General features: G+C 66.9%; 10 protein-coding genes. 6 read left to right on the top strand and 4 right to left on the bottom strand.

The genetic code is table 11. The features are described 5' to 3' along the window. Window positions 1-223: 223 nt before the first annotated feature. Window positions 224-778 (top strand): hypothetical protein, encoded by a 555-nt coding sequence (locus Q0672_RS01325; protein ID WP_298618946.1) that lies wholly within the window; start codon window positions 224-226, stop codon window positions 776-778. Between the two features lie 232 nt (window positions 779-1,010). Here the strand turns inward: Q0672_RS01325 and Q0672_RS01320 are convergent, their stop codons facing one another. After that, entirely contained in the window at window positions 1,011-4,364 is a 3,354-nt protein-coding gene (locus Q0672_RS01320) for a DEAD/DEAH box helicase (protein ID WP_298618944.1), read from the bottom strand. Between the two features lie 70 nt (window positions 4,365-4,434). Continuing rightward, entirely contained in the window at window positions 4,435-5,247 is an 813-nt protein-coding gene (locus tag Q0672_RS01315; RefSeq protein ID WP_298618942.1) for an NAD-dependent deacylase, read from the bottom strand. A 115-nt stretch (window positions 5,248-5,362) separates the two neighbouring features. Here Q0672_RS01315 and Q0672_RS01310 point away from each other — a divergent pair, with 115 nt between their 5' ends. The 3 genes from Q0672_RS01310 (at window position 5,363) to Q0672_RS01300 (ending at window position 8,386) form a co-directional block, all read left to right on the top strand. Next, window positions 5,363-6,184 carry a class II glutamine amidotransferase gene (locus Q0672_RS01310; protein WP_298618940.1) on the top strand — a complete coding sequence of 274 codons (822 nt, stop codon included), beginning with the start codon at window positions 5,363-5,365 and terminating at the stop codon, window positions 6,182-6,184. Window positions 6,185-6,314: 130 nt separating this feature from the next. Next, window positions 6,315-6,758, top strand: a complete 444-nt coding sequence (locus tag Q0672_RS01305) for an HIT family protein (RefSeq protein ID WP_153162564.1) — start codon at window positions 6,315-6,317, stop codon at window positions 6,756-6,758. Between the two features lie 17 nt (window positions 6,759-6,775). After that, complete coding sequence (locus tag Q0672_RS01300; protein WP_284189610.1) at window positions 6,776-8,386, top strand: hypothetical protein; 1,611 nt, start codon at window positions 6,776-6,778, stop codon at window positions 8,384-8,386. A 54-nt stretch (window positions 8,387-8,440) separates the two neighbouring features. Here Q0672_RS01300 and phoR read toward each other — a convergent pair whose 3' ends face one another. After that, window positions 8,441-9,715: a phosphate regulon sensor histidine kinase PhoR gene (phoR, locus tag Q0672_RS01295; RefSeq protein WP_298618938.1), complete on the bottom strand. Its 1,275-nt coding sequence runs from the start codon at window positions 9,713-9,715 to the stop codon at window positions 8,441-8,443. 75 nt (window positions 9,716-9,790) lie between these two features. Further along, window positions 9,791-10,498: a phosphate regulon transcriptional regulator PhoB gene (phoB, locus tag Q0672_RS01290; RefSeq protein WP_284189612.1), complete on the bottom strand. Its 708-nt coding sequence runs from the start codon at window positions 10,496-10,498 to the stop codon at window positions 9,791-9,793. Window positions 10,499-10,678: 180 nt separating this feature from the next. Between phoB and Q0672_RS01285 the strand changes: the two genes are divergently transcribed. Both Q0672_RS01285 and Q0672_RS01280 read left to right on the top strand, forming a co-directional pair. Continuing rightward, complete coding sequence (locus tag Q0672_RS01285) at window positions 10,679-11,104, top strand: DUF971 domain-containing protein (protein WP_298618931.1); 426 nt, start codon at window positions 10,679-10,681, stop codon at window positions 11,102-11,104. A 23-nt stretch (window positions 11,105-11,127) separates the two neighbouring features. Beyond that, window positions 11,128-11,273: class I SAM-dependent methyltransferase (locus Q0672_RS01280; protein WP_298618948.1), on the top strand; the 146-nt coding region annotated here is incomplete at its 3' end.

Raw genomic sequence — 11,273 nt, 5'->3', positions numbered from 1 at the left:
TGGGGCTGACGGCCCTTTTTGCGCTCGGCGTGCTGGTCGGGATGCTTGGGCGGGTACTCAGTGGCAACGCAGCCTGGCCGTCAGGCTGGCGGCTGCAAGCGGCGAATTGAATATTTCAGGGCCGACTAATTAAAATGCGTGTCGGGTTACGCTGCGCTAACCCGACCTACGGGACTTGCGAGCTGAAACGGCGCGCAGTAGATTGGGTGCGGGGAGCGGCAGCTTGGCGCAATTGATCCGGCGCTGCCTAATCGAAAACAGCCGGTTAGAAAAAATTCGTGCGGTTAGACGAAATTTGTCGGATGCATCACGTTATGCGCAACCGTCTTTCATCAAGGGTATAGAAATGAGCAAGTTGGAACCCAAAGAAGTTGTTGTCGGCTTGGTATCACATCTAGACCAAACGATGCTAACTCACGACCCTGATGTTCTCGATACACACCCACAAAAAGTGACAGAAATAAGACCATTTGTATGTGTACAAGTAGATGGTGAGAGATCTGTCTGGGCGCCATTAAGCAGCACATATCGTAGAGAGCGCCTTAAAATTAAGGACGAATGGCGTCAAGGCGGCATTGATATGTGGCGCAATAGAAAATGCTATCTGAACGATGGTGCCAATACCTACCACGGCCCAATCACCTCATTCATAGCCGCGTCAATTAGCGAGTTAACAACACCAGGCACCCGCTCACAAATGTCCCAAGAAGGCATTGATGCTGTATTGTCAGAAATTAAAAAACAAAAACAAAGGCGAATCAATGGAAGGGACGCATAACTTGGCGCTCAAGTCCAAGTAGGTCGGGTTAGCGCAGCGTAACCCGACACCTCTCCATGCAATATCGACGCGCATTCACTCCGGGCGGCGCTTTCTTCTTCACCCTCGTCACCGATTGCCGTTGCACTATTCTGGCGTCGGGCGAGGTGGGGCGGGAATAGGGCGCGAGGTACCGAAATGCATTGGCACTGCCCCTGCTGCGGTGTCGGGTTACGCTGCGCTAACCGACCATCTATCTTCTGCCCTTCCTCCCTTCGGCCTTTCCCTTCTCCGGCAACGGCGCCAGAAGTGCCTTGATGTCGTCCTCGCCGAACTTCACCGTGCCTTCGTGATCTTCAGCGAGGATGCCGGCGGCGAGGTCGGCTTTCTTTTCCTGCAGGGCGAGGATCTTCTCTTCGATGGAGCCGGCGACCACCAGCTTGTAGACGAACACCGCCTTGGTCTGGCCGAGGCGGTGGGCGCGGTCGGTTGCCTGGTTTTCGACGGCCGGGTTCCACCAGGGGTCGAAGTGGATCACCGTGTCGGCGGCGGTGAGGTTGAGGCCCACGCCGCCCGCCTTGAGGCTGATGAGGAAGACCGGCACCGGGCCGTCCTGGAACTGCCGGACGGGCGTCTCGCGGTCGGTGGTGTCGCCGGTGAGGGTAACGTAGGGGATCTTGCTGGCGTCGAGTTCAGCGGCGATGAGGCCCAGCATGGTGGTGAATTGCGAGAAAAGCAGCAGCTTGCGGCCTTCTTCCACCAGCTCGGGGAGCATGTCCATCAGCAGGTCGAGCTTGGCGCGTTCCTTCACCTTGGCGGCGGCGTCGGTGTGGATGAGTCGCGGGTCGCAGCACACCTGGCGCAGCTTGAGCAGGGCGTCGAGGATCACGATCTGGCTGCGGGCGTAGCCGCGGGCGGCGATCTCGTCGCGGATGCGTTCGTCCATGGTGGCACGCACGGTTTCGTACAGATCGCGCTGGCGGCCTTCGAGCTCGACGCTGCGCACGACGATGGTCTTGGGCGGCAGCTCCTTGGCGACTTCTTCCTTGCGGCGGCGCAGGATGAAGGGCGCGATGCGGCGGGCGAGGATGTCGCGGCGCACGGTGTCGCCGCGCTTTTCGATGGGCGTGCGCCAGCGGGCGGCGAAATCCTTGGTGTCGCCCAGGAAGCCCGGCAGCAGGAAATCAAACTGGCTCCACAGCTCGCCCAGGTGGTTCTCGAGGGGCGTGCCGGTGAGGCACAGGCGGTGCTCGGCCCGGAGGGTGCGCACCACCTGGGCGGCCTGGCTGGCGGCGTTCTTGACCGTCTGGGCTTCGTCGAGGATCAGCGAGTGGTAGGCGTGGGCGGCAAGCTGCTCGCGATCCCGCCACAGCAGCGGATAGGTGGTGAGGCACACGTCGTGGGCCGGGATCTTCTCGAAGTTGGCGGCGCGCCCGGTGCCGCGCAGGTTGAGCACGCGAAGCTGCGGCGCAAAGCGTTCGGCCTCGCGCCGCCAGTTGAAGACCAGCGACGTGGGCAGCACCACCAGCGCGGGCTTGTCGAGCCGGCCGGCGTGCTTCTCGGTGAGCAGGTGGGCGAGGGTCTGGGCGGTCTTGCCGAGGCCCATGTCGTCGGCGAGGATGCCGCCGAAGCCGTGGGCGCGCAGGTGCTGCAGCCAGGCCAGGCCTTCGAGCTGGTAGGGGCGCAGGGCCATCGCGAAGCCTTCGGGCGCGGCCACCGGGGCGATCTGGCCAGCGCCGCGGATGCGCTCGACCATCTTGTCGAGCACCGCCTGGGCGTCGCCCTGCCAGCCGTCGGCCAGGGCTTCGGCGAGGCGCGGGGCGTCGAAGCGCGACACCTTGATGCTCGCCGAGGGGCTGTCGAAGAGATCCACCAGCGTGCGCGCCAGGGGCTTGATGCGCCCGGCGGGCAGCGCGACGCGTTCGCCTTCGTCGAGCTGCACCAGCACCCGGGCGTCGTCGCTGATGGCTTCGAGCTGCTTGCGGTCGAGCCAGCGCGGATCCTGCTTGAAGACGGCGTGGAGCATGGGCGCGAGGTCGATGCGCCGGCCGTCCACCTCGATCCCCAGCGATACCTGCAGCCAGCCGTTGCCGTTGCCTTCGCCTTCGTCGGTGTCTGCGTCGGCGATGTCCACGTGCCAGTCGGTGGGCGTCAGCACCCGGTGGCGGAAATCCTTCGGGCAGTCGATCCGCCAGCCGGCCTCCCGCAGCGCCGGCGCGGCGAGGGTGAAGAAGTGGCTCCAGTGGGTTTCGCTCTCCAGGCCCAGCATGCCTTCCGGGCGCGGGCCGGTGGTCACCAGCCAGGCCGGCTTGACGGGCTGGAAGCCAGCGCCAAGCAGCGCCCGCCAGGCGGCCTCCTCGCGGGCCGGGTCGCGCTTGACGCGCACCGCGCGGCCGTCGGGCAGGGCGGTCACGTCGTGGATCGAGCCGGGTTCGAAGCGGGCCTCGCCGTAGGCAAAGGCGGGCACGGCCACGTCGTAGTAGCGCCCGGCGAAGTCCACGCCGTAGCCCCGGTGCTTGCGCCAGCTCCAGCACTGCAGGGTCTGCAGGTGGAGCAGCGGCTGGCAGGGGGCGTCGAGGAGCGGCAGCGCGGCGGCGCCGGGCTGCTGGGGCGCGGGCAGATCGGGCGCGACCTGGGACAGGGCGCGGGCCACCACGGGTAGCTCCACCGTCGACAGGGGCGGCAGGGCGAGCACCTCGTTGATGGCTGCGCCGCCGTCGATGGCGACCCGGCCGGCCTCACCGCGGATGGCGTCGAGGTACATGGGCGGATCGGTGCGGATGACCAGCTGGGCGGCGGGCTCGACCACCAGCCGGGCCTTCAGGCCGCCATCCACCGGGGCCCATTCGAGCAGCCCCGGTCGGGCCGGGCCGGCGACGATCAGGCTGATGCGGCCACTGTCGTCCAGCGCCACGCAGGTGCGGCCGGTGGCGAGGGCGGCTTCGAGCAGTTCGCGGCCTTCGGTGCCGCGCAGGGCCGGGCGCCCGTAGCCGCCGCCGCGCCGGCTCGTCTCGCGCAGCAGGCGGAACACCTGCATGTCCTCGTCGCGCACGAAGGACGGCGGCTTGAGGAGCGCCTGTTCGTAGTTGTACCACTCGCCGATGGCGCCCACCGGGTCGCCATTCGGGCCGAGGCGGGCCTTGAGCAGGCTGAACTCGATGTCCTCGGTGAGCCACGCCGAGCACAGGTAGAAGATACCTTCCTTGGCGGTGGCCGCCTTGCGTGGGGCGGTGGCCTTGTCGACGCGCTCACGGAGTGTTTTTGCCCAGTTGAGGATCTCGGCGCGGGGCTTGTCCACCAGTGCGCCCGGGCGGCGCGCGGCGAGGATCACCGCGGCGGCGTGCTTGCAGCGGTTGCCCACCGGGCAGGTGCAGCGGGTGGTGAGCTCGACGCTGCTCTTGCCGAAGAACTCCTTGCGGTCGACCCGCACCGTCACCCGGTAGGGGATGGGCTCGGTGCCCTGCACGAGGGCCTGGATCTGGTTGCCGGCGGTCTCGAGGTTGCGCACCCGCCCCACGTAGCCGCGGGCACGGGTCAGGGCGTTGGCCGAGAACAGTTCGCCCAGCAGGGTGTCATCGATCTGGGCGAGGAGGCGGGCGAGTTCCAAGGTGGCACCGGCAGGACGAAACCGGCGATTCTAGGCGCATGTGGCGATGCGCGAAACCCGTAGTCGAGCCCTATCCGGCGGCGTCGCGGCCGCTGTCGAGGCTGTAGCCGGCGGCATCGAGCAGCGCCGGCAGCGCTTCGGCCGCGCGCAGCCTGAACCGGAAGCTGACGCGCTCGGAAAGCGGGGTGCCGCCCGGGTTGATCTCGATGGTCGGGATGCCGTTCTCGATGGCCCACACCACCGGCCCGGCGATGTACGGAAAGGCGCTGCCGGTGCCCACCGAGATGATGAGGTCCGGCCCCGCTTTGAGCACCTGCTCGAAGCGATGCACGGCCTGGTCGGGCAGACTCTCGCCGAACAGCACCACGTCCGGCCGCAGCACGCCGCCGCAGTGGGGGCAGTCGGGCGGGATCGCCAGCCCGGCGTAGTTGTCCACGTGGCGGGCGCGGCCGCAGTCGATGCAGCGCAGCCGGCGCAGGGTGCCGTGCATCTCGATGACGTTGCGCGAGCCGGCGGCCAGGTGAAAGCCATCCACGTTCTGGGTGAGCACGGTGACGCCGCCGTGGAGCGCCTCCAGCCGGGCGATGGCAAAGTGCCCGGCGTTGGGATGGGCGCCGCGGCAGCTCGATTCGATCTGGGAAAGGTAGTGCCAGGTGATGTCCGGGCGGCGGGCGAACATCGCGCCCGAGAGCGCCTGTTCGATGGGCAGGCCGATGTCGGTGAGGGCGCCTTCGTACAATCCGCCCACGCCCCGGTAGGTGGGCAGGCCCGAATCGGCCGACAGCCCGGCGCCGGTGATGAACAGGATGCGCCGTGCGGTCGAAAGCAGGCGACCCGCGGCAGCGATCTGGTCGGCGTAGTCGGCTAAGGTTAGGCTTGTCATTTTTGTATCCGTAGGTTTGAAGCCGCTTACGGCAGCCCCGCGCGGGAAGTTCAGGCGCCATTCTGAGCGTCCCGGCATCGGGGTCAAGGGCCTGGCGGCCAACTCGATCTCCATCATGTGCCAGCTACTTGGAATGAACTGCAACACGCCGACGGACATCTGCTTTTCGTTCGCCGGATTTCAGGCCCGCGGCGGCCTCACCGACGTCCACCGGGACGGCTGGGGCATCGCCTTCTTCGAGGGCCGCGGGGTGCGCCTGTTTCTCGATCCCCAGGCCAGCAGCGCCTCGCCCGTGGCCGAGCTGGTGCGCAGCTACCCGATCCACTCCCTCAACGTCATCGCCCACATCCGCAAGGCCACCCAGGGCGTCGTCACCCTGGAGAACACCCACCCCTTCCAGCGCGAGCTGTGGGGGCGCTACTGGGTGTTTGCCCATAACGGGAACCTGAAAGGCTTCGCGCCCGAGCTGCGCGGCGATTTCCGCCCGGTGGGCCAGACCGATTCCGAGCTCGCCTTCTGCCACCTGATGGAAACCCTGCGGGCGCGCTTCCCCGAAGGCGAGCCGCCGCTGCCGGTGCTCTTCGCCGCCGTGCGCGAGATCGCCACCCAGATCGGCGCCAGCGGCGAATTCAACTTCCTGCTCTCCAACGGCGCCTTCCTGTTTGCCCACTGCGCCTCTCGGCTCGCCTACATCGTGCGCAAGGCCCCGTTCGCCAGCGCCCACCTGAAGGATCAGGACATCACGGTGGATTTCAGCGAGCTCACCACCGCCGGCGACCGGGTGGCCGTGGTGGCCACCACGCCCCTCACCGACAACGAATCCTGGATCACCATCGAGCCGGGCACGCTGATGCTCTTCGTCGATGGCGAGCCGGTGGATGCGGGCCCGGCGGGCACCGTCGCCTTCACCGGTAGCGGGCCGGCGAGCTGCGGATGATGCTGATGTCAAAATTGGTAAAAAACTCAAATTTTGCAAATTAAAGATGCAAGAATCGTCGATGATCTTTTGTGATCCATCCGGGCTAGAATCGCCGGATATCCTGTAAATACGCGGCCCTCACCCACCCATGCCGACCAGCGCCCCACAAGACTGCCCCCTGTGCTTCCCCGAGCGGGAGAACGTCCTCTGGCAGGACGCCAGCTGCCGCGTGATCCGCGTCGATGATCCCGACTATCCCGGCTACTGCCGCCTGATCTGGAAGGAGCACGTTGCCGAGATGAGCGATCTGTCGCCGGCCGAGCAGCGCCACTGCTTCAACATCCTGATGGCTGTCGAGGTGGCGCTGCGGGAATGCTTCAGCCCGGACAAGATCAACCTCGCCAGTTTCGGCAACGTGGTTCCGCATCTACACTGGCATCTGATACCGCGTTATCTCGACGATCGCCACTTCCCGCAGCCGGTGTGGGGTGTTGTCCAGCGCAAGGGCGGCAGTTCGCCGGCGCCTGTGGTCGATGACGCGCGTCTCGCCCTGGCCGTGCGCAACGCCATTGCCGAGCATCTTGCCGGCTGAACCCGGAGAATCCTTCCATGGCGGACAGCCCACAAACCTATCCCGATCTGCGCAGTGTCGAGCAGTACCGCAAGCTCCTGCGCAACCTGCACACGCTCAACGCGACCGAGAGCCACGCCACCCTGGTGCGGATGCTCGAAGGCCTGCTGGCCAGCCCCCTCGGCCCTGAAGAACAGCTCGAAGTCCTCGAATCCGCCCGCCAGACGATCACCTTCGTCCAGCACGAGATGTCGTCGCGCTACGCGGCCCACCCGCTGCCGCCCGACAGCCAGGAAGACGCCACCCTGCGCCAGGTGGTGCGCCTGTGGACGGCCCTCAGCACCGCCTACGCCCGCCTCGCCGAAAGCGGCAGCGGCAGCGACGAGTTCCGCGCCCAGTGGCCGCTGCTCGCCCAGCGCCGCATCCAGTATCTCGGCCAGGTCATCATCGAATATTTCCGCGCTCACCGGGCCGAACCCCCGGGCGCCTGGAAGGCCGTCCACGCCGCCTTCCTCGAGGCCGAACGGGCCGGCATCACCCACAGCCGGGTGATCGACCCCCTCAACAACACCTGGAAGGCCCAGAGCCCCGACGAGGCCTACATCGCGCTGCTGCTGGTGGACCTCACCAACCCCTACGGCCGCAACCAGCGCGAGCTCAACTGGATCTGCCGCTGGGCCCAGCGCTTCGCCCCCTACTGCATCATGCAGACCAGCTGGGAGAAGGACGACGCCCGCGCCTATGGCCTCGACCTCACCGAAGACCACGGCCTGCGCCCGATCGCGCTGATCGGCGCCCGCCCCGGCATGCGCCGTTTCGACGGCCACCGGCTGGCCGCCCAGATCAAGGCCATGCTCGCCGAGTTCAAGCAGGGCACCACGCCGGCATCATTGGGCCTCGGCGACGACTGCTCCCAGCCCGCCTGCGCGCGCCTGCTGGTGTCGCTATACCGCCCGTGGGGCATGTCGGCCGCCGGCCGGCGTTTCCCCCGCCGCAGCAAGAAGGGCGGCAACAAGATCTGCACCCACTGGGACGGCATCTGCCTGCTGGTCTCGGGCAAGGAATTCGCACCGCCCAACCGCCGCCAGACCATGGGCAGCCGCTACGACATCAACGTCATCACCTTCGGCGCCCGGGTGGACGACGAGGTGCCCGACGTCATCAACCCCGAAGCCGAGGTGCTGCGCCGGGGCTTCGGCCTCGACGACTGGCAGACGGTCGATCATTCGGTGTCGGGCTTCCGCATCCAGCGCAAGCACCCGGGCCAGCGCATCGAGCACCACCAGCTGGTGGGCATCAAGCCGAGCGACGGCAGCCAGTATCTGCTGGGCCAGGTGAGTTGGCTGATGTACGAACCCGACGGCACGCTGATGGCCGGCATCCATCTGCTGGCCGGCCTGCCGTCCACCGTGGCGGTGCGCCCGACCGGGGTGAACATCAACGCCAACGAGCCCTTCTCCCAGGCCTTCATGCTGCCCGAGATCGCGGCGATGCGCGCCCCGGCGACCATCGTCCTGCCGGGCGGCTGGTTCCACGCCGACCGGGTGATCGAGCTGCATCAGGGTGAATCGCGCCAGGTCCGGCTCACCAACCTGGTGGCTCGCGGCACCAACTTCGACCAGGCCACCTACGAGGTCGTCAACGTCTGACGCCGGGCAGCCGCCCAACAAAAAAGGGTGAGCCGCGGCTCACCCTTTTTTGTGTCAATCCACCAGCCGGCGCGTGGGGAAGCTGGCGGTGAAGCGGCTGCCCCGGCCTGGTTCGCTGTCGATCAGCAGATCGCCCTGGTGGCGGCTCAGCACGTGCTTGACGATCGCCAGCCCCAGCCCGGTGCCGCCGGTCTCCCGGGAGCGGCCCCGGTCCACCCGGTAGAAGCGTTCGGTGAGGCGCGGGATGTGCTCCGGCGCGATGCCGATGCCGTCGTCCTCCACGCTGTAATCCACCACCGCGCCGCGCTGGCGCCAGCTGATGCGGATGTGGCCGCCCGCCGGGGTGTAACGCACCGCGTTGATCGCCAGGTTGGCGAGCACGCTGTAAAGCTCCTTGGCGTTGCCCAGCAGGTGGGCCTTGGGCGGGCATTCGAGGTCGAGGGTGTGCCGGCCGGCAGAAACCACCGATGCCTCCTGGTACACCTCTTCCAGCAGCGCCACGATGTCCACGGGCTCTTCGTGGGCCACCGGGGCGCCGCTTTCCAGCGCCGACAGGGTGAGCAGATCCTGGATCAGCCGCTGCATCCGCCCGGCCTGCTCGAAGGCGAGGCCCAGGTAGTGGCGGATGTCGTCCGGCTCCAGATCCTCGAGCCCGTCAATCAGGGTTTCGAGAAAGCCCATCACCACCGTGAGCGGCGTGCGCATCTCGTGGGACACGTTGGCCACGAAATCCCGCCGCATGGTTTCCAGGCGCTGGCCCTGGGTGATGTCCTCAGACAGCAGCAGGCGCATGTCCTCGCTGAAGGGCACCACATGGACCATCAGCGTGCGGCTGGTGGGCCGCCCGAGGGTGACGGTCAGCGGCTCGGTGTAGTTGCCTTCCTTCAGGTAGCGGACGAAATCCGGCTGGCGCACGATGTTGGTCACCGGCGCGCCCTGGTCGCGGGTCTGGTCGAGCCCGAACTGCTGCTCGCCCTGGTGATTGACCCACTCGATGGTGTTGGTGTCGGACAGGAACATCAGCCCGTGGGGCATTGCCTGGCTGGCTTCGCGGAAGCGTTCGAGGGCCGCGGACAGGCGTTCCTGGCGGCGTGATGCAGTGCGCGCCCGCAGATTGACCTCGGCGAACACGTTGTCCCACAGCCCGAAGGCGCGGGGCAGCGGGGCCGCCTGCTCCACCGGCGTGCGCAGCCAGCGCACCAGCTTGAACAGGTTGTTGATGTGATAGACGCCGGCCGCCAGCAACAGCGCCGAGAACGCCAGCAGCCCGGCGATGGCGCCGAAAAAGAAGCCCGTCGCTGTCGCCACGATGGCGATGGCGACCAGCACGGACAAAACTGCAACGCGGATGTAACTGATGGGTCGGACTGCAGCGACCCCTTCTGCAAGATTTTCCGTCACGGGCTATCGCACCGATGCTGCTTCCTGCTGGGTGGAGAAACGGTAGCCACTGCCGCGCACCGTCTGCACGAGGCTGTCGTGGCCGGAAGGTTCAAGGGCGCAGCGCAGGCGGCGGATGTGCACATCGACGGTGCGCTCCTCGACGAAAACGTGGTCGCCCCACACCTGATCGAGCAGCTGGGCGCGGGAGTGCACCCGCTCCGGGTGGGTCATCAGGAAGTGCAGCAGGCGGAACTCGGTCGGGCCGAGGGTGATCGGGTTGCCGCCGGCGGCCAGCCGGTGGGTGGCCGGGTCGAGGCGCAGGCCGCCCAGGTCCACCGCGTCTTCGGTGGTTTCCGGGGCGCGGCGGCGCAGCACGGCCTTGATGCGGGCCACCAGCTCGCGGGGCGAGAAGGGCTTGGTGATGTAATCGTCGGCGCCGGATTCGAGGCCCAGCACCTTGTCGGTCTCTTCGCCGCGGGCGGTGAGCATGATGAGCGGAATGCTGCGGGTACGTTCCTCGCCGCGCAGGCGCTTGGCGAACTCGACGCCGGACATGCCGGGCAGCATCCAGTCGAGGAGGATCAGGTCGGGCAGGGCGTCGCGGACGATGCGCTGGGCCGTCTCGGCATCGCCGGCCCGGACCACATGGTGGCCCGCCCGCATCAGGTTGGCGGCGATCAGTTCCTGGATGGCGGGCTCGTCTTCGACGAGCAGGATCGTGGCGGGCATGTAAACCTCGGTGGGAATCACTGGGACGCCGGCAGTCTATTTCAGCTAGTTTACCTTTTCATGACAGGTCATCTGGCTGAAATGCGTGATCCGGCGCGCCAGATGGCGCCGGCGGGAGGGCGAAGGAAGCGCCTTCGCGTATCATTGCAGGCTGAACATTATTTGATGACGGAGCCTCCCATGGCCGGCCTTCACAAGGACGATCCGCTTCCCACCGAGATCAAGCTCCACCAGCTTTCGCGCATCATGGAAATCGCCTTCGACGACGGCAAGCGCTTCGAGCTGAGTTACGAATTCCTGCGCGTGTACTCGCCTTCCGCCGAGGTGCGCGGCCACGGCCCCGGCCAGGAAGTCCTGCAGCTGGGCAAGCGCGACGTCGAGATCCAGCGCGTCGAGCCGGTGGGCAACTACGCGATCCGTCCGGTGTTCTCCGACGGCCACGACAGCGGCCTGTATTCGTGGGATTACCTCTACGACCTGGGCGAGCGCCGCGACGAGCTGTGGCAGACCTACCTGCTGCGCCTCGAGACCGAAGGCGGCAGCCGCGACCCGGCCGACCTGCCGCCGCCCGCGCCCAAGGCCGGTGGCTGCGGTCACCACCACTGAACAACCGATTCCCGACTCCGATCATGAACGACAAGACCACCCACTTCGGCTTCCAGCAAGTGGCCGAATCCGAAAAGGCGAGCAAGGTCCGCGGCGTGTTCTCGTCCGTCGCCAGCAGCTACGACGTGATGAACGACCTCATGTCCTTCGGCCTGCACCGCCTCTGGAA

Source organism: uncultured Zoogloea sp., assembly GCF_937894855.1.
GTDB classification, from domain to species: Bacteria; Pseudomonadota; Gammaproteobacteria; order Burkholderiales; family Rhodocyclaceae; genus Zoogloea; species Zoogloea oryzae.
Note: the sequence above shows the minus strand (reverse complement) of the source record. Positions and strands in the feature narration are given on the sequence as shown.